The sequence below is a fragment of the Streptomyces sp. NPDC054883 genome, assembly GCF_053610645.1.
On sequence record NZ_JBSGYT010000068.1, the window covers coordinates 10,139 to 30,832 of the forward strand.

At 75.9% G+C, this 20,694-nt stretch carries 5 protein-coding genes; all 5 read left to right on the forward strand.

All coding sequences use genetic code 11. From position 1 onward, the window contains the following. Nucleotides 1–176: 176 nt before the first annotated feature. Nucleotides 177–7,997, forward strand: coding sequence for an amino acid adenylation domain-containing protein (locus tag ACWGH1_RS32770; RefSeq protein WP_453352969.1), 7,821 nt, complete (start codon nt 177–179; stop codon nt 7,995–7,997). After that, entirely contained in the window at nt 7,994–18,520 is a 10,527-nt protein-coding gene (locus ACWGH1_RS32775; RefSeq protein ID WP_453409262.1) for an amino acid adenylation domain-containing protein, read from the forward strand. Before ACWGH1_RS32770 ends, ACWGH1_RS32775 begins: the two co-directional genes overlap by 4 nt. A 55-nt stretch (nt 18,521–18,575) precedes the next feature. Further along, entirely contained in the window at nt 18,576–18,776 is a 201-nt protein-coding gene (locus tag ACWGH1_RS32780) for an MbtH family protein (protein ID WP_453357821.1), read from the forward strand. A 137-nt stretch (nt 18,777–18,913) separates the two neighbouring features. After that, the gene (locus tag ACWGH1_RS32785; protein WP_453409263.1) at nt 18,914–20,242 is read left to right on the forward strand and encodes an MFS transporter; all 1,329 of its coding nucleotides are present in this window, start codon (nt 18,914–18,916) and stop codon (nt 20,240–20,242) included. 200 nt (nt 20,243–20,442) lie between these two features. Further along, nucleotides 20,443–20,652, forward strand: a complete 210-nt coding sequence (locus ACWGH1_RS32790; protein WP_453357619.1) for a hypothetical protein — start codon at nt 20,443–20,445, stop codon at nt 20,650–20,652. Nucleotides 20,653–20,694: the final 42 nt, after the last annotated feature.

A 20,694-nucleotide genomic window follows, 5' to 3' on the forward strand; every position in this document is an offset into this window, starting at 1 on the left:
CCGCACCCGCATCCGGAGGGGCCGGGTCACGGACATCCGGGACCGGGATCGGCCAGGGAGGCCGGGGCCCTGTCAAGGGGCGTATACGTGGGACTTTCAGGTCAGTGCACCGGTCACGGACAGTGGCGTCACGTCGTCGTTGATCGACCGATCCGACTGAGGAGACTGACCACCGCATGGCCACTCACGACCACGGGTTCCTGCCCCTGACCTCGCCGCAGACCGGCGTCTGGTTCGCGCAACAGCTCGATCCCGCCCGCAGCGACTACACCATCGGCGAGTACCTGGAGATCCACGGGCCGCTGGACGTCGAGCTCTTCGAGCAGGCCCTGGGCCGGACGCTGGCGGAGACCGAGGCGCTCGGCATGCGGTTCGCCGAAGTGGACGGCGAGGTACGGCAGATACGCGTCGACCGGCCCGCCTTCCGGCTGGCCACGGCCGACGTCGCCGGCCGCCCGCACCCGGCCGCCGAGGCCGAGACGCTGATGCGCGCCGAGCTGGCCCGGCCCATCGACCTCGCGACCGGCGACGTGACGCGCCAGCTCCTCGTACGGACGGGTCCGCAGACCCACCGCTGGCTCCAGGCGTACCACCACATCGTGGCCGACGGAGTGAGCGGCTCCCTCCTCGCCCGCCGGACGGCCGAGATCTACTGCGCCCTCGTGGCCGACGCCCCCGTGCCGGCCTCCGACGCGGCGCCCTGGGAGCAGATCGTCGCGGAGGAGCACGCCTACCGCCGCTCCGAAGAGCACGCGCGCGACGCCGGGTTCTGGCGGGCGAAGCTCGCCGGCGCCCCCGAACCCGTGAGCTTCACGGGCCACACCCCGGTCCGCCCGACCGGGGTGGCCGTGCGGGTGAGCCGCGACCTCGACCCCGTGGACGCCTCCGCCCTGCGGGACGCCGCCCGGCGGCTCGGCACCCGCTGGTCGGCGTTGGTCATGGCGGCGGCCGCCGGCTACCTGCACCGCGTCGGCGCCACCGAGGACGTGGTCCTCGGGCTGCCCGTCACCGGGCGCACCACGCCCGCCGCGCGCCGTACGCCCGGGATGTTCTCCAAGGTGCTGCCGCTGCGCCTGCGGGTCACCGGGGCGATGTCCGTGGGCGAGCTGGTCCGCGGCACCTCGGCGGGGATCAAGGAGGCGCTGCGGCACCAGCGCTACCGCGTCGAGGAGCTGTACAGCGGCGCGGACGGGTCGGGGGCCCGGCCCTGGGACGCCGTGGTCAACCTGATGTCCTTCGACTACGGGCTCTCCTTCGGCGGCGCGGTCGCCACCGCCCACAACCTGGCCGTCGGCCCGGTGGACCACGTGTCGCTCAACATCTACGACCGCGGCGGGGACAGCCCGCTCACCGTGCAGGTCGAAGGCGACGAGGCAGAGGGCGGGACGGATGCGCTCGCGGCCCACCAGGAGCGGTTCGTCCGCTTCCTGGCGGCCCTGGCCGCCGCCGACCCGTCGGCCCCCGTCGACTCGCTCGGGCTGCTGACCCGCACCGACGAGGAGCGGCTGGCCGTCCTCGGCGACGGCGGCAGTACCGCGACCGCGCAGGACCGGTGCCTGCACGAGCTGTTCGAGGAGCAGGCGGCGCGCACCCCGGACGCCGCCGCCGTGGTCTGCGCCGGCGAACGGCTCAGCTACGGCGAACTGGACGCGTGGGCGGAGGAGATCGCGGACCGGCTGCGTCCGCTGACCGCGCCGGGAACGCCCGTCGGTGTCAGCGTGGAGCGCTCCCCCGCCATGGTCGCGGCGCTCCTCGGCATCCTGAAGGCGGGCGGCTGCTACGTGCCGCTCGACCCCGCCCTGCCGCGGCGGCGGATCGCGTACATCGTCCGGGACGCGGGCATCCGTACGGCCGTCGCGGGTCCGGGCGCCGCCGGCTGCCTGCCGGCGGAACTGGAGGACGTGGTGGCGACGGGTGACCGGCCCCGCGGACCGGTCACCGCGGCCCGCCGCCCTGGCGGCGCGCACGCCCCCGGCAGCGCCGCGTACCTCCTCTACACCTCGGGCAGTACGGGCGAGCCGAAGGGCGTCCTCGTGCCGCACGCCGCGGCGGCCGACTTCGTGCTCGGGCACCTGGCCCTGTGCGGTGTCGCCCCGGCGGCCGCCGGGGGCTCCGGCGAGCGGTTCCTCGGCTTCGCGTCGCTCTCCTTCGACGTCTCGGTCCTCGACGTCTTCGGCGCGCTGCTGAGCGGCTCGGCCCTGGTGCTCGCCACCGACGAGGAGCGTACGGACGTCGACCGCCTCCAGGCGCTGCTGGCCGGGGAGCGGGTCACCGTCGCCGACCTGCCGCCCGCCCTGCTGCCCCTGCTCGACCCGGCCGCCCTGCCCGCCCTCCGTTTCCTGTCCACCGGTGGCGAGGCGCCCTCCGGGGACGCCGTCGACCGGTGGGCGCACGGCGGACGCCAGGTGTGGAACGCCTACGGCCCGACCGAGGCCGCGGTGTCCGTCACCATGCACCGGTGCGTGTCCCCCTCGAACGGGCAGGTCCCGCCGATCGGCCGGCCGATGGTCAACCACCGGGCGTACGTGGTGGATCCGCAGCTGCGCCTGTTGCCGCCCGGCGCGGCCGGCGAGCTGTGCGTGGCGGGCGCGGGCCTGGCCCACGGCTACGCGGGGCGCCCGGGGTTGACCGCCGAGCGGTTCGTACCGGACCCGTTCGCCGCGCTGCCCGGTGCCCGGATGTACCGGACCGGTGACCTCGTACGCTGGACGGAGCAGGGGCAGTTGGAGTTCCTCGGCCGCATGGACCAGCAGGTCAAGGTGAACGGCCACCGCATCGAGCTGGGCGAGATCGAGAGCGTGCTGGGCCGCCACCCCTCGGTGGGCCAGGCCTCGGTCAGCGTGCACGAGGCGGCGGGCGGCGGTCGGCGCCTGGTCGCCTTCGTCGCGCCGGCCTCCGGCGCGGCCGTGGCCGAACCTGCCGAGCTGGCCGCCCATTTGGCCGAGGCCGTGCCCCGCTACATGGTTCCGCACACCTTCGTGGTGCTGGACCGGCTGCCGCTGACCCCCGGCGGCAAGGTGGACCGCAAGGCACTCGTCGTTCCGGCCGCCGCGGAGGCACCGCCCGCGGCGGTGGCCGGGCCGCAGCGTCCGTACACCGGGGCCGAGCGGACGCTGAGCGCACTGATGGGTGACGTCCTCGGCTGCCCGGCGGGTCCCGACGACAACTTCTTCGAGCTCGGCGGCGACAGCATCGCCGCCCTCGGCCTGGTCAGCCGGGCCCGTGCGCGGGGGTTCTCCTTCACCCTGCGCGAGGTCTTCGAGCACAAGACGGCGGCCGCACTCGCCGCCGCCGGTGACCCCGTGACCGCCGACCCGGACGGGACGGCCGGTGAGGAGGAGTACGGCGAACTGCCCGCGACCCCCGTCATGCGGTGGCTGCTGGACGGCACCGGCCCCTACGGCCGCTTCAGCCAGTCCGTCGTGCTCGCCCTGCCCGAGGGTGCGGACGACGCCCGACTGGTCCGGGTCCTGCAGGCGGTCGTCGACCACCACGCGGCCCTGCGGCTGCGCACGGCCGACGGCCCCGAGGGCACGCTCTGCTCGGTCGGCGCCCCGGGGACGGTGGATGCGGCCGGGCTCTACGGCAGCGTGGACACCACCGGACTGGACGACGCGGCCCGCACCGCCCTGACGGAGCGGGCGGCGGACGCCGCGGCCGGTGAACTGGACCCGGCCGCCGGCGTGATGCTGCGCGCGGTCCGCTTCGGCGGCGCCGGCGCGCCCGGGCGGCTGCTGCTGTGCGTGCACCACCTCGCGGTGGACGGCGTGTCCTGGCGGATCCTGATGGACGACCTCGCCGAGGCCTGGTCGGCGGTGTCCGAGGAGCGTCCGGTACGGCTGGCGCCGGGCGGCGCCTCCTTCCGCGACTGGGCGGCGCACCTCCGGCGGCAGGCCCACTCCCCCGAGGTCCTGGCCGAACTCCCCTTCTGGCGGGCCGCCCTGGGCCCGGACCGGGATGCCGACGCGTCCGGGTCCGCCGGGCCCGCGCTGTGGGAGCGGGTGCCCGATCCGGTACGCGACACCGCCGGCGCCACCCGGACGCTCACCCTGGACCTGCCCGCGGAGGTGGCCGCCCCGCTGCTCTCGGCGGTGCCCGCGGCCCTGCGCACCGGACCGGCGGAGATCCTGCTCGCGGCCCTGGCCCTGGCGGCGCGGCACCCCCTGGTCTCCGGCGGCACCGAGCCCGGAACCCTGCTGCTCGACCTGGAGGGCCACGGCCGGGCCGACCGCACGGGCCGGCACGATCTGTCCCGCACCGTGGGCTGGTTCACCACCCAGTACCCGGTCCGGCTCGACCTGCGCGGCCTCGACCCGGCCGCGGCGCGCTCCGGCGGGGACGCGCTCGCCGAACTGGTCGGGCGGGTCCACGACACGCTGGCGGCCGTGCCGGACCACGGCACCGGCTACGGCCTGCTGGCCCGGCTGAACCCGGAGACCGCGCGGGAGCTGGCCGCGGCGGCGCAGCCGCGGGTCCTGTTCAACTATCTGGGCCGGTTCGACGCCTCGGGCGACACCCCCTGGGGGCCGGCCGCCGAGGCGGGCGGGCTGCGCGCCGCCTGCGATCCGCGGATGCCCGTCGACCACTGCCTGCAGATCGACGCCCTCGCCCTGGACGGCCCGGCGGGCCCCTCCTTCCGCGCCGTCCTGACCTGGCCGCGGGAGCTGGTCGAACGCTCCGAGGCCGAGGCCCTGGCCGGGGCGTGGGAGGAGGCCCTGCGGCTGCTGGCCCGCTGGGCGCCGCCGTCGGGCGCGGCCGCGCGCCGCGCGCCCCGCGACTTCCCGCTGGTGCGGCTGACCCGGCCGGAGGTGGACGCGCTCGCCGGGCGCTACCCCGCCCTTTCCGACGTCACGCCCCTCTCCCCGCTCCAGGAGGGCCTGTTCTTCCACGCCTCCTACGACGCGGCCGGCGTGGACGCCTACACCGGGCAGCTCGTACTGACCCTGGACGGCGCCCTGGACCCGCAGGCCCTGGCCTCGGCCTGCCGCGGGCTGCCGGCGCGCCACAGCGCACTGCGCGCCGCCTTCACCGACCGCGGCCTGGACCGGCCCGTGCAGGTGGTCCTCGATGCGGTGGAGGCCCCCTGGGAGAGCGCCGACCTGTCCGGCCTGGAGGGGGCGGCGCGGGAGCGGGCGTGGGCGGAGCTGCTGGCCGCCGACCGGGGGCGCCGCTTCGACCTGGAGCGGCCGCCGCTGGTGCGCTTCACCCTGGTCCGGCTGGGCGCCGACCGGCACCGCCTGGTGATGACGAACCACCACATCCTGTGGGACGGCTGGTCCTCGGCGGTCCTCCTGCGCGAACTGCTCGCGGGTTACGCTGCGGCCACCGGTGCGGCGCCGGCCGCCGCCGTCGCGGGCGTCCCCTACCGGGACTACCTCGACTGGCTGGCCCGCCAGGACCGGGACGCGGCCGCGGCCGCCTGGGGCTCCGCCCTGGCCGGCCTCGACGAGCCGACCCTGCTGGGGGCCGCCGACCCGCACCGGCTCGACGCGCTGCCCGAGCGGATCTCGCTGGAGCTGTCGCGCGGGCTGACCGAGCGCCTCACCGCGCGGGCCCGGTCGGCGGGCATCACCCTCAACAGCGTCGTGCAGGGCGCCTGGGCGGTCCTGCTGTCCCGGCTGACCGGCCGCGACGACGTGGTCTTCGGCGGTACCGTCTCGGGCCGCACGGCCGACCTCGACGGCATCGAGGAGATGGTCGGGCTGCTGATCAACACGCTGCCGGTCCGTATGAGGGTGGAGCGGGCGGAGCCGCTGATCACCGCGCTCGCCCGGTTCCAGGACGAGCAGGCCCGGCTGATGGACCACCAGCACCTGGGGCTGGCCGAGATCCAGCGGGCCACCGGGCTGGGCACGCTGTTCGACACCACCGTGGTCGTCGAGAACTACCCGCTCGACCTGGAGTCGATGCGGGAGCCGGCCGGCGGTCTGCGCCTGACGGGGGTCGACGGCTCGGACGCCACCCACTACACCGTCAACCTCGTCGTCATGCCGGGCGACCGGCTGCGCCTGCATCTGGACCACCGCCCCGACGTGCTGGACGCGCGGGCCGCGCGCAGCGTGGCGGACGCGCTGGAGCGGCTGCTGGCCACGGCGGCCGACGAGCCGGGCACCCCGGTCGGGGAGATCGACCTGCTCTCCGCCGACCAGCACCGGCTGATCGAGGAGTGGAACAGCACGGCCGTCCCGGTGCCCGCCACCACGCTGGTGGAGCTGTTCGAGCGCCAGGTGGCCGCCACCCCGCAGGCCCCGGCGACCGTGTTCCGCGGAGAGCGGCTGTCGTACGCGGAACTGGACGCGCGCGCCGAGCGGCTCGCCGGGGCGCTGCGGGCCCGCGGGGCGGGTCCGGAGCGGATCGTGGCGGTCGCGCTGCACCGCTCGACGGAGATGGTGGTCGCGCTGCTGGCCGTACTGAAGTCGGGCGCGGCGTACCTGCCGGTCGACCCCACCCTCCCGGCGGACCGGGTGGCGTACCTGCTGTCGGACGCCCGGCCGGTGCTGCTGATCACCACCGAGGACGTGGAACCTCTGCTGCCGGCGGCCCCCGGGACGGCGCGGCTGCGCCCCGATGCCGACGACGGCGCCGGGGAGTGCGCCGCGCAGCCGCCGCTGCCCTCGCACCCGGCGTACGTGATCTACACCTCCGGTTCGACGGGCCGGCCCAAGGCGGTCGTCGTGGAGCACGCGGCCATCGTCAACCGACTGCTGTGGATGCAGGACCGCTACGGACTGGGCGCCGACGACCGGGTGCTGCAGAAGACCCCGTTCGGCTTCGACGTGTCGGTGTGGGAGTTCTTCTGGCCCCTGCTGACGGGCGCCGTGCTGGTGGTCGCCGAACCCGGCGGCCACAAGGACCCGGCCTACCTGGCCGGGCTGATCCAGCGCGAGGCGGTCACCACCGTGCACTTCGTGCCGTCGATGCTGGCGGTCTTCGCGCAGGAACCGGCGGCCGGCCGGTGCCGGTCCCTGCGCCGGGTGGTGTGCAGTGGCGAGGCGCTGCCCGAGGAACTGAAGAACCGGTTCCTCGATGTGCTGGACGTGCCGCTGCACAACCTGTACGGGCCCACGGAGGCGGCGGTCGACGTCACCCACTGGGACTGCCGCCGGGCGGACCGGGGGCCGGTGCCGATCGGCAGGCCGATCTGGAACACCGCGCTGTACGTCCTGGACCCGGCGGGCCGCCCCGTACCGGTGGGCCTGCCCGGCGAGCTGTACCTGGCCGGGGCCGGGCTGGCCCGCGGCTACCTGCGGCGGCCGGAACTGACCGCGGAGCGCTTCCCGCTGGACCCCTTCGGGCCGCCGGGTTCGCGGATGTACCGCACGGGCGACATCGTCCGGCGGCGCGGTGACGGCGCGGTGGAGTACCTGGGCCGTACCGACGACCAGGTGAAGATCCACGGCTTCCGGATCGAACTCGGCGAGATCGAGACCTCGCTCGCCCGGCTGCCCGGGGTGGGCGCCGCCGCGGTGGTGGTCCGCGAGGACGTGCCGGGCGAGCGCAGGCTCGCCGGGTACGTGGTGCCGGCGGCCGGGGCGGTGCTCGACCCGGCGGGGATGCGCGCCGAACTGGCGCGGTCGCTGCCGGAGTACATGGTGCCGCTGTTGGTGGTCCTCGACGGGCTGCCGGTCACCCCCAACGGCAAGCTCGACCGCAAGGCGCTGCCGGCGCCCGCGTCCGGGGCCGCCGCGAGCGGGCACGAACCGCCCGCCGGGGAGACCGAGGAGTTCGTCGCGCTCGTCTGGGGGGCGGTCCTGGACCGCACGGACATCGGACGCCACGACGACTTCTTCGCGCTCGGCGGCCATTCGCTGAGCGCGACCCGGGTCGCGGCCCGGCTGCGCCAGGCACTCGGCCTGGAACTGCCCCTGCACACCCTCTTCGAACACCGGACCGTCGCGGGCCTCGCCACGGCGGTCGAAACGGCCCTCTTCGCCGACATCGCCGCCACGGCGGACGACGCAGCGCTTTCACTCGTATCCCAGGGAGAGACCTCGTGACCACCCAGGAGAGCTCGCCGGCGGCAGTGCCGGCGGCAGTCGACAGCCGGCTCGCCGCAGCCCGTGAGCTGCTGCGGCGCCGGGCCCAGGCCGCGCTGGCGGACCCGTCGGCCGCCCAGGGGCCCACGGCCGGCGGGACCGCCGCGGGGGCGGCCGGGAGCGGTGCGCCGGCCCGTGAACCCGTCGCCTCGTTCGCCCAGGAGCGGATGTGGCTCGCGGACCGGATGGCCGACGGCCGCTCCGGGTACGCGATCCCACAGGTGGTCCGGATGCGCGGCACGCTGCGCCCGGACCTGCTGCGGCGGGCCCTGACGGCCGTGGTGGAACGCCACGCCACGCTGCGCACCGTCTTCGAGGAGCGCGACGGGCTGCCGCACCCCGTCGTGCGGCCGGCGCCCGACGCCGTGCCGCTGGCGGTGCTCGACCTCGGTGCGGGTCCGCTGGAGGAGCTGGAGCTGCGGGCCCGGGAGCTGGCCCGCGAGGAGGTCCGCAAGCCCTTCGACCTGGCCGGCGGCCCGCTGCTGCGCGCGCTGCTGATCCGGCTGGGCGCCGAGGACCACCTGCTGGTGCTCGTGGTCCACCACATCGCCACCGACGGCTGGTCCATGGGACTGCTGTGGCAGGAGCTGGCCGACGGGTACACCGCCCTGGCCCAGGGCGGGCCGCTGTCCGCACCGGCCCTGCCGCTGGACTACCAGGCGTACGCCCGCTTCCAGCGCGAGCGTTTCGAACACGGTCTGATGGACGGCCAGTTGCGGTTCTGGGAGCGCTCCCTCGCCGGTCTCGAACCGTTGGAGCTGCCCACCGACCGGCCGCGCCCCACCCGGCGCAGCGGCGACGGGCAGAGCCTCCCGTTCGCCCTCGACCCGTCGTTGACGCAGCGGCTGCGCCGGCTCGCCGAGGGCCGCGGCGTCACGCTGTTCATGACGCTGCTCGCCGGCTTCCAGGCCGTCCTTTCCAGGTACGGCGGCAGCACCGACGTCGCGGTGGGCACCCCGGTCGCGGGGCGCGACCGGGTCGAGCTGGAGCCGCTGATCGGCTTCTTCGTCAACACCCTGGTGCTGCGCACCGACCTGTCGGGCGAGATCGGCTTCGACGGGCTGCTGGACCGGGTGCGCCGCGTCACCCTCGACGCGTACGACCACCAGGAAGTGCCCTTCGACCGGGTGGTGGAGCGGCTGAGCCCCGAGCGGGTCGGCGACCGCAACCCGCTGGTGCAGGTGATGTTCGCGTCGGCCCAGGACGAGACGGCCGGGCTCCGCCTGCCGGGGGTGTCCGCAGAGGCCGTGACCGCCGACTTCGGCGGCTCCCTCTTCGACATCAGCGTGTTCGTGGCCGAGGGCGCCGACGGCTGCACCGGCTCCTTCGTCTTCGACACCGACCTGTTCGACCGGGCCACGGCCGAACTGCTGCTCGCCCACTACCTGGAACTGCTCGCCGCGGCCGCCGCCGAACCCGGCCGCCCCCTCGGCGAGCTGCTGCCCGCCGCCACCGCCGAGCGGCTGGTCGGTACGGGGCACGGCGCCGTGCGCACCGACCTCGCCCCGGCGACCCTGCCGGAGCTGTTCGCCGAGCGGGTGCGCACCTCCCCGGGCGCCGTGGCCGTCGTGTGCGGCGCGGAGCGGCTCACGTACGCCGAACTCGACGCCCGCTCCGACGCGTTGGCCGCCCGGCTGGGCGAGGCGGGAGTGGTCCGCGAATCGGCGGTGGCGCTGCTCCTGGAGCGCTCCCTCCAGGTGCCGGTGGCCATGCTCGCCGTCCTGAAGGCGGGCGGCGCGTACGTCCCCCTCAACGCGGACTTCCCCGTCGAGCGGCTGCACTGGATGCTGGAGCGGACCGGCGCCCGGCTGCTGCTCGCCGATCCGGTCACGGCCGGCCACGAGGCCGTTGCCACCGCGCCGGCCGGGGTACGGGTGCTCGACGTGACGGCGGCGCGGCCGGAACCGGCCGCGGTGCGGGTTACGCCCTGCGTCCCGGACCAGCTGGCCTACGTCATGTACACCTCGGGCTCGACCGGTGAGCCCAAGGGCATCGCCGTCACCCACGCCAACGTGGCCGCGCTCGCCCGGGACGCCTCCTTCGGTCCGGCGCACCGCCGGGTGCTCGCCCACTCCCCCCTGTCCTTCGACGCCTCGACGTACGAGCTGTGGGTGCCGCTGCTGGCCGGAGGCACCGTGGTCATGGCCCCGCCCGGCCGGATCGACACGGCCGCGCTCGCGGAGCTCGTCCGGGAGCACGGGATCACCACCCTGTGGCTGACCGCCGCCCTGTTCAACCTGGTGGTCGAGGAGTGCGTGGAGCTCCTCACCGAGGTCCGCGAGGTGTGGACCGGTGGCGAGGCGGCCTCGCCCGAGGCGTTCCGCCGGGCCCTGACGGCGGCCCCCGGCACCCTGCTGACCAACGCCTACGGCCCCACCGAGACCACCACCTTCGCCACCCGGCACACCCTGGACGCCCGTGCGGGCCAGGGAGTCGACGGGCGCGTCCCGATCGGCACGCCGCTCGACGACACCCGGCTGTACGTGCTCGACGGGCAGGGCCGCCCGGTACCCGAGGGCGCGGTCGGTGAACTGTGCATCGGCGGCACCGGCCTGGCCCGCGGCTACCTGGGCCGGCCCGGGCTGACCGCCCGCCAGTTCGCCGTCGACCCGTACGGGCCGCCCGGCGCCCGCATGTACCGTACCGGCGACCTGGCCAGGCGCCGTCCGGACGGCACCGTCGACTACCTGGGGCGCGCCGACCAGCAGGTGAAGATCCGCGGGTTCCGCATCGAACCCGGCGAGATCGAGGCCGAGCTGCTGCGCTGCCCGCAGATCGGCGGGGCCGCGGTCGTCGTCCGTGCGGACGCCTCCGGCGAGCAGCAGCTCATCGCGTACGCGGTGGCCGCGCCGGGCGCGTGCGCCGATCCCGAGGAACTGCACCGCGCCCTGGCCGCCCGACTGCCCGCCTACATGCTCCCGGCGGGGATCGTGCCGCTGGAGGCGCTGCCGGTGACCCCGAACGGGAAACTGGACCGCCGGGCCCTGCCCGCGCCGCCCGAACCGGACGTGCCGCGGGCCGGTTTCACCGCTCCCGCCTCCGCCACCGAGGAGCTCGTCGCCGAGGTCTGGGGCGAGGTGCTCGGCCGCGACCGCATCGGACGGCAGGACGACTTCTTCGGCCTGGGCGGCCACTCCCTGCGTGCCACCCGGGTGGTGTCCCGGCTCGGCGGCCGGCTCGGCGGCACCGTCCCGCTGCGGCTGCTGTTCGAGAACCCGGTGCTCGAAGGGTTCGCCGCGGCCCTGGACCTGCTGCGCGGCGAACCCGCGCGGCCCGGAGCGGCGGACGCCGCCGAAGTGATCGCACCGCGCCCCGCGGGTGACCCGGCGCCGTTGTCGTTCGCCCAGCAACGCCTCTGGTTCCTCGACCAGTTGCAGCCGGGCCGGCCCGACTACAACATCCCCGTCGTCACCCGGCTGCACGGCGGCCTCGACGCCGCGGCCCTGCTGGAGGCCCTGTGCACCGTCGTCACCCGGCACGAGGTGCTGCGCTCGCGGATCACCGACACGCCCCGGGGACCCGTACAGGCCGTCGAGCCGCCCGGGGTCTTCGTCCCGCTGCTCAGCGATCTCGGCGAACTGCCCCTGGACCAGGCCCGTTCGCGGGCACTGGGTCTGGCGCACGCGGACGCCGCCGCTCCCTTCGACCTGACGGCCGCTCCGCTGCTGCGGGCCCGGCTGGTACGGACGGCCGCCGACGAGCACCTGCTCGTGCTGGTCCTGCACCACACCGTCGGCGACGGCTGGTCGATGCCGGTGCTGTGGCAGGAGCTCGCGCACTGCTACGCGGCGCTGCGCGCCGGCGGACGGCCCGCCCTGCCCGCCCTGCCGGTCCAGTACGGGGACTTCGCGCACTGGCAGCAGCAGCGCCTCGCCGACGGCGCGGCCGACCGCGGTATCGCCCACTGGCGCGCCCGGCTGGCCGGGCTCGCGCCGCTGGAACTGCCCACCGACCGGCCGCGCCCCGCCGCCCGCTCCGGGGCCGGCGACACCGTTTCCTTCGAGGTGCCGGCCGAACTCGCCGCCCGCCTGGGCGGCGTGGCCCGCGAGCGCGGAGCCACCCTGTTCATGGTGCTGCTGGCCGGCTTCCAGTCGCTGCTGGCCCGCTACACGGGGCAGTACGACATCGCGGTCGGCTCCCCCATCGCGGGCCGCGACCGCACCGAACTGGAGCCGCTGATCGGCTTCTTCGTCAACACCCTGGTCCTGCGCACCGACCTGTCGGGCGATCCCGCCTTCGGCACGCTGCTGGGCCGGGTCCGGGAGACCGCGCTCCAGGCGTACGAGCACCAGGACGTCCCCTTCGACCGGCTGGTGGAGGAACTCCGGCCGGAGCGCGACCTCAGCCGCAACCCGCTGTTCGACGTGCTCTTCCAGCTCCACCCGGAGCAGCCGGACGCGCTGCCGCTGGACGGGGTACGGGTGGAGACCGTCGAAACCGGCAACGGAACCGCCAAGTTCGACCTCAGCCTGGCCATGACCGAGCACCCCGGCGGCCTGACGGGCACCCTGAGCTACGCCACCGACCTCTTCGACCGCGGCACCGCCGAGCGGTTCGGCGCCCACTACCTGCGCCTGCTGCGCTCGGCCGCCGACCGGCCGGACGCGCCGCTGTCCCGGCTCGAAGTGCTGTCGGTGGGCGAGCGGGCGGCCCTGCTCGGCGAGGACTCCCCCGCCGCCCCGCAGGCCACCGCCCCGTCGGCGACCCTGCACTCCCTGGTGGAGGAGCAGGCCCGGCTGCGCCCCGCCGCGACCGCGGTGACCTGCGCGGGACGCTCCACCAGTTACGCCGGTCTGAACGCGGCGGCCAACCGGCTGGCCCGCCGGTTGCGGCACCTGGGCATCGGCCCGGAGACCACGGTCGCGGTGATGACCGGCCGCGACACCCGCACGGTCGTCGCCGTGCTGGCCGTGCTCAAGGCGGGCGGCGCCTACGTCCCGCTCGACCCGGGGCACCCGGCCGAGCGGATCCGTACGGTACTGGAGGACAGCGGGGCCCGCCTGGTCCTGACCGGCGGACTGCCCGACGGGGCGACGCCCCCGCTGCCGGACTCCGTACCCGTACTGGAGCTGGCCGAGGTCCCGCCGACGACGGCCGGCACGGACGACCCGGACGCGGCGGACCTGCCCGCCCTCGCCGGTCCGGACCACCTGGCCTATCTGCTGTACACCTCCGGATCCACCGGCAGGCCCAAGGGCGTCGCCGTCCCGCACGCCGCGATCACCGGCTACCTGGCGACGCTCACCGCCACCTTCGGGATCGGCGCCGGGGACACGGTGCTCGCCCGCACCGCGCTCACCTTCGACCCGTCGGTGCGTGACATCTTCGCCCCGCTGACCACCGGCGGGCGCGTCGTACTGGCCTCGCAGGACGAGGCCGCGGACCCGGACGCCCTCGCCCGGCTGCTGCGCACCGAGCGGGTCTCGGCGCTGCTGTCGATCGTGCCCTCGATGCTGGCCCCGCTGGTCGAGGCCGTCCCGGGGCCCTGCCCCGAGCTGCGGCTGGTGATGACCACGGGCGAGGCGCTCACCGCCGGGCTGGCCCGCGCGGCCCGCGCGCTGGGTCCGGCCGGACGGCTGCGGCTGGTCAACCAGTACGGCCCGACCGAGTGCACCAACACCACCACCTACCACGTCGTGACGGACGCCGACATCGACAGCGGCCGCATCCCCATCGGCCGCCCGCTGCCCGGGGCCCGCGTGCTCGTCCTCGGCGAGCACCTCGAACCGCTGCCGCGCGGGGCGGTCGGCGAACTGTTCATCGCCGGCCGCGGAGTCGCCCGCGGCTACCTGGGCGACCCCGGCCGCACCGCCGAGGCCTACCTGCCGGACCCCTACGGTCCGCCCGGCGCCCGCATGTACCGGACGGGGGACCTGGCTCGGCTGCGCGCCGACGGGGTGCTGGAGTTCCACGGCCGCCGTGACAACCAGGTCAAGGTCCGGGGCCACCGGATCGAGCTGGGCGAGGTGGAGGCGGCCGTACTGCGCCACCCGGACGTGGCCCGCGCCGTGGCCGCCGCCCACGGCGAGGGCGCGGACCAGGCGCTCGTGGCGTACGTGGTGTTCGAGTCGGGAACGGCCGGTGAACCGGCGGCCGTGCTCGACGCCGTGCGCGAGGTGCTGCCGGCCGCGCTGGTGCCCTCGGTGGTCGTCGCGCTCGACGCCCTTCCGCTCACGCCCAACGGGAAGGTCGACCGCCGGGCGCTGCCCGCGCCGGAGCCCGGCGCGGGCGGGCCGGCCCGGGCCTACCTCGCCCCGCGCACCGCGCTGGAGCGGACGGTCGCCGAGGTGTGGCAGGAGGTGCTCGGCGACGGCCCGGTGGGCCTGCGCGACCACTTCTTCGAACGCGGCGGCCACTCCCTGCGGGCCACCCGGGTCATCTCCCGGCTGCGGACGCTGCTGGGTCTGGAGATCCCCGTACAGCTGCTGTTCCGCCACCCCGTCGCCGGGGATCTGGCGCGGGCCCTGGCCGGCGTCGCGGACAGCGGCGGGCCCGCGATCCCGGCGCCGCCCGCCGGACCCGGCCCGCTCTCGTTCGGCCAGCAGCGGCTGTGGCTCCTGGACCGGCTGCAGCCCGGCCGGCCCGACTACAACATGCCGGGGGCGATGCGGCTGAGCGGAACGCTCGACACCGCCGCGGCCCTGGGGGCGCTGCGGGACGTCGTCGCCCGCCAGGAGGTGCTGCGCTCGCGGATCGAGGCCGGCGGGGGCGAAGTGGAGGAGGCCCGGCTCGTCGTGGAGCCGGTGGAGGTGTTCTCCCCCGAGTTCACCGACCTGACCACGTCGGATTCCGCCCCGGCGGCCGGGCCGGACCCGGCGCGGACGGCCACGGAGCGCGCGCTCGAACTGGCCGCGGCCGACGCCGCCCGGCCCTTCGATCTGGCCGCCGCACCGCTGCTGCGGGCCCGGCTCGTCCGGCTCGCCGAGCGGGAGCACCTGCTGGTGATCGTCGTCCACCACATCGCCTTCGACGGCTGGTCGGTCGCGGTGTTCTGGCAGGAGTTCTTCGCCGCCTACCGGGCGCGGACCGATGACGGCGCCGAGCCGCTCCCGGAACTGGCCGTCTCCTACGGCGCGTTCGCCGCCTGGCAGCGGCAGCGGCTGACCGGCGACCTGCTGGCGCAACAGCTCGGCTACTGGCGCGGGCGGCTGGCCGGGCTGGCCCCGCTGGACCTGCCCACCGACCGGGTGCGGCCGGCCACCCCCTCCGGACGCGGCGACCAGCTGCCCTTCACCGTGCCCGCACCGCTGCTGGAGCGGCTGCGCGCGCTGGGCCGGCAACACGACGCGACCCTCTTCATGGTGCTGCTGGCCGGCTTCCAGGCACTGCTCGCCCGCTGGTCGGGATCCCCGGACGTGGCGGTGGGCTCGCCCATCGCGGGCCGCGACCGCAGCGAACTGGAGCCGCTCGTCGGCTTCTTCGTGAACAGCCTGGTCCTGCGCACCGACCTGTCCGGGGATCCCGGATTCGCGACGCTGATCGGCCGGGCCCGGGAGACCTGCCTGGGGGCGTACGCCCATCAGGACGTTCCCTTCGAGCGGCTGGTGGAGGAGGTCCACCCGCAGCGCGACCTCAGCCGCAACCCCCTCTTCCAGGTGATGCTGGTGCTGAACGAAGAGGCCGCGGCCCCGCCGGCGCTGCCGGGTCTGGCGGCCGAGCCGGTCGCCCTGGCGAGCGGCGCCTCGAAGTTCGACCTGTCCCTGTACTTCTCCGAGGAGGACGGGCAGCTGCACGGGGAGGCGGTGTTCGCCACCGACCTGTACGACCGGGAGACCATCGCCCGGATGACGGCCGCCCTGCTGGAACTGCTCGCCGCCGCGGCGGACGCGCCGGACGCACCGGTCGGCTCGCTGGCCCTGCTCGGCGCGGCCGAGGAGCAGCGGGTCCTGCACGGCTGGAACGACACCGCCGAGGCGGGCGCGGACCGGCCGCTGCACGAACTCGTGGGCGAGCAGGCCGCGCGCACTCCCGCCGCGGTCGCGGTCGAGGACGGCCTGCGGAGCCTGGACTACGCCGGGCTGTGGCGGGCCGCCGGGCGGCTGGCCGGGGAACTGGCCCGGCTCGGGATCGGCCCGGACAGCGCGGTCGCGGTCTGTGTGGAACGCTCGGTGCTGCTGCCGGCGGCGCTGCTGGGCGTACTGCGCTCGGGCGGGCTGTACGTGCCGGTGGACCCGGAGTACCCGGCCGACCGGGTCGAGTACATGCTCTCGGACAGCGGGGCGCGGGTGCTGGTGGTCTCCGGCGACGCCGCCGCCGGGCTGCGGGCGCCCGACGGGGTGCAGCTGGTCGACCTGGAAGCGCTGCTCGCGGCCGACGGCCCGGCCGGCCCGGCCGCGCCGGTGGCGCTCCACCCGGAGCACCTCGCCTACGCCATCTACACCTCGGGCTCGACCGGCCGCCCCAAGGGCGTCATGGTGCCGCACCGGGCCCTGGCGAACTTCACCCGGGACATGACGCGCCGGCTGGCCCTCGCCCCGGCGGACACGGTGGCGGCGGTCACCACCGCCTCCTTCGACATCGCCGTCCTGGAGCTGCTGGTGCCGCTCACCACCGGCGCCGCCGTGCGGGTCGTGGACCGGGAGACGGCGCGCGACGGAGTCCTGCTGGCCAGGGAACTGCACGCGTGCGCCGCCACCGTGGTGCAGGCCACCCCGGCCACCTGGCACCAGCTGATGGAGACGGGCTGGGCCGCCCCCGGCGTACGGGCCCTGTGCGGCGGCGAAGCGCTGCCGGCGGCCCTCGCCGAGCGGATGCGCGCGGCGCTGGGCACCGTGTGGAACGTGTACGGGCCCACCGAGACGACCGTCTGGTCCACCGCCCAGCAGCTGTCGGGCCCGGCGGACGAGGGGCCGGTACCGATCGGCTCGGCGCTCGCCAACACCCGGCTGTACGTGCTGGACGAGCGGATGCGGCCGGTTCCGGTCGGCGTGTTCGGCGAGCTGTTCATCGCAGGTGACGGGGTGGCCCGCGGCTACCACGGCCGGCCCGGGCTGACCGCCGACCGCTTCGTCCCCGACCCGTACGCACCGGGCGGCCGGCTGTACCGCACGGGGGACTTGGTACGCCGGCTCCCGGACGGCGCCCTGGAGTACCGGGGCCGGGCCGACGGCCAGGTCAAGGTGCGCGGCCACCGCATCGAGCTCGGTGAGATCGAGGCCGCGCTCGCCCGCCACCCGCGGGTGCTGGCGGCGGCCGTGGCGGTGCACGGCGAAGGCGCCGACGCGGTCCTCGCCGGATACGTGACCTGGCGGGACGCCGAAGGCGATCTGCGGGCGCTGGGCGACTTCCTGCGCGAGGACCTGCCCGAGTACATGGTCCCGCGGGTGCTGAGCGCGCTGGAGCGGCTGCCGCTCACCCCCAACGGCAAGCTCGACCGGCGGGCCCTGCCCGCCCCGTCGGTGGCGGCGGACCTGCCCGGCCGGGCGCCGCGGGTGGCGCCGCGCGACGCGGCGGAAGTGCGGATGGCCCGGCTGTGGGAGGAGGTCCTCGGGGTGGCGCCGATCGGTGTCCGTGACGACTTCTTCGACCTGGGCGGCCACTCCCTCAAGGCGTTCCGGCTGATGGGCGCCGTACAGCGGGAGTTCGGAGTGGAGCTGCCGCTGAACCTGGTGTTCCGCCGGCGCACCGTGGAACTGCTCTGCGAGGCGCTCCCGGAGGCGGGGGCGGCGGCCGCCCGGCTGCTGGTCCCGCTCGCCGAGGGGGACCCGGCGCGGCCGCCGCTGATCCTGGTCCACCCGCGCGGCGGTGACGTCGTCTGCTACCGGGACCTGGTGCTCGGCCTGGCCGCGGCGCCGGCCGGCGACCGGCGGGTCCTTGGACTGGAGTCCGTCGGCTACAACACCGCGGACGCACCGCTGGAGCGGGTGGAGCAGATGGCCGAGCGCTACCTCGCCGCCGTGCGGGAAGAGCTGCCCAACGGCCCTTACCTGCTGGCCGGCTGGTCCTTCGGCGGTACGGTCGCCTTCGAGATGGCGGCCCGCCTCGAGGCTGCCGGGGAGACGGTGGCCTTCCTCGGCCTCGTCGACACGGCAGCTCCCGGTCCGGTGCCCCGGGCGGACGCCACCGCGGGAGATCCGGACCTGCTCCGGTACGGGATCGCCGCCGGCCTCGACGCGGGCGAAGCGCGCGGACTGGGCGAGGACGCCCTCCTCGACGCGCTGGTCCGGCGCGGCCGCGAGGACGGCAGCCTCCCCCGCGGTTCGGCCCCGGAGGCACTGCGGCGCCTGCTGCGGGTCGCGGAGGCCAACGGCGCCGCATCGGCGGCGTACCGCACCGAAGCCGTCCTGGCGGCGGCCGTCCACCTGTGGACGGTGGCCGAGGTGCACGGCGAACTCGCCACCCCGCTGGTGGACCCGCAGCCCTGGGCCCTGCGCACCGGCGGCGCCCTGCGCCACGCCGTGGTCCCGGGCAACCACCACACCGTGATGGACCCCCCGCACGCCGCCGCGGTGGCGCGGGCCATCGGCGCGGCCCTGCCCGCCTGACCCCACACCAGTACACCCACCGGCACACCGACCCCGCACACAAGGAGAAACAGCCATGAACGACTCGACGACCCAGCAGTTCCTCGTGGTGGCCAACGACGAGGAGCAGTACTCCCTCTGGGGCGCCGACCGGCCCGTCCCGCTCGGCTGGCACGGCCAGGGCTTCCAGGGCAGCAAGGACGAGTGCCTGGCGCACATCGACCGGGTGTGGACCGACATGCGCCCGCGCAGCGTGCGCCTGGCCGCGGCCGGCTGACCGGCGCCGAACCGATCGACCGATCCACCGATCCGTTGTCCCACTGATCCGCCGACCGGCGGACACCGCGGCGCCCGGCCCCCGCCACCCGGGGGGCCGGGCGCCGCGGCGCGCGAAGGAAGGACCGAAGAACCGCCATGAACCCGCCCACGCCACCCGTGCCCCCGGCCGGGTCCGCGCAGCCGCCGCGGCGGCTGCTGCCCCTGCTCACCCTGGTGGCCGTCTCCGGCGTCTCCTCCCTCGGCATCGCGATGACCCTGATCGCCGTGCCCTGGTTCGTCCTGCACAGCACCGGCAGCGGCGCCCGCACCGGCCTGGTGGCCGCGGCGGAGATGCTGGGGCTGCTGTGCTCGGCCGTGCTCGCCGGCCCCGTCGTGGACCGGCTGCCCGCGCGGGCCGTCAGTACCGGCGCCGACGTGCTGACGGCCGCTGCCCTGGCCCTGGTTCCGCTGCTGCACGCCCGCGACGCGCTGCCGCTGCCCGCCCTGATCTGCCTGGTGTTCGTCGTGGGCGCGGCGCGCGGCCCCGCCGACACCGGCAAGCAGCTCCTGCTGACCGGGGCGATGGAGAGCGCCCGGGTCCCGGCGGAGCGGGCCACCAGCGCGGTGGAGGGAGCCCGCCGGATCGGCATGATGACCGGTGCCCCGCTGGCGGGGCTGCTCATCGCCACCGCCGGACCGGTACGCACCCTGTGCGCGGACGTGGCGGCGATGCTGCTCTGCGCGCTGCTCGTGGCCCTGCTGGTGCCGGCGGCGGCCGCGACCGGCACCGCGGGCCCGGGGGCGGCCTCGTACGTACGGGACCTGCGCACGGGCTGGACGCGGTTGCGCGGCGACCGGCTGCTGCGGGCCATGACGACCGTCCTGCTGGTCACCAACGCGCTCGACGGAGCACTGAACGGGGTGCTCTACCCGGCGTACGGCACGCGCGTGCTGCACAGCAGCTCGCTGTTCGGGGCGATGGTCACGGCGATCGGGGCGGGCGCGCTGCTCGGCGCGGCCCTCTTCGGCTGGATCGGCCACCGTGCCCCGCGCCGGGCCCTGTTCGTGGCCGCCTTCGTGCTGGTGGGTGCGGTGCGGTGCGCCGCCCTGGCGGCCGAGCCGGCGCCCGCGGCGCTGCTGGTGCTGCTGGCCGTCTCCGGGATCGGGTCGGGCGTGGTGGGGCCGCTGATGATGTCGGTGGCGTACCAGCGGGTTCCGCAGGACGTGCGCGGGCGGGTGTTCGGGCTGCTCGTCGCCTGCGCCCTGGCGGCCACCCCGCTCGGCATGCTCGGTGCGGGGGTGCTGCTGGACCACTGGGGGCTGACCTGGTCGCTGATGGCGACCGGGGCGGTCTACCTGGGCGTCACGCTGGCGCCGCTGGTGCTACGGGTGTGGCGCCAACTGGACATACCGGTTCCGGCCGGGCCCGGAGCGGAGCGGGCCGCGAGCGCGGTTCCGGTGCCCGTCCCGGCATCGAGCCACTGAATCGAACCACTGGGAGGTTCATCCGGTTCCATGATGTTTTGCCGCCCCTCACCTTAACGCCAGGCAGCTTGATGAACGCTCTAGTGCAACCGGACCGGTCTTGCGAGACGGCAGAGTTGGTTCCGCAGGACAACGACCGGCGCGGTTCCCCCACGAGGCGGACCGCGTCACCACCAGACCACCTTCCTGGGGGGAACCCAATGCTGAAGCGCTACCTTCTCGCCGTCACCGTCACGGCCGCCGCCCTGCTCGGGCCGGCCGGCGCGGCTTCGGCCGACACCGGCCCGGACGCCCCGGCCGCCACGGCGGAGGTGCACGCCCCCGCCCCGCGCGTCGTGATCGTGCGCGGCACCACCAACCCGGGCACGGAACGGGGCAAGAACCCCACCGACAGCTCCTGGGGCGGCTGACCCGCACCCCGCCCGACCAGCGGGTGCACGGAAGAGGGAGGG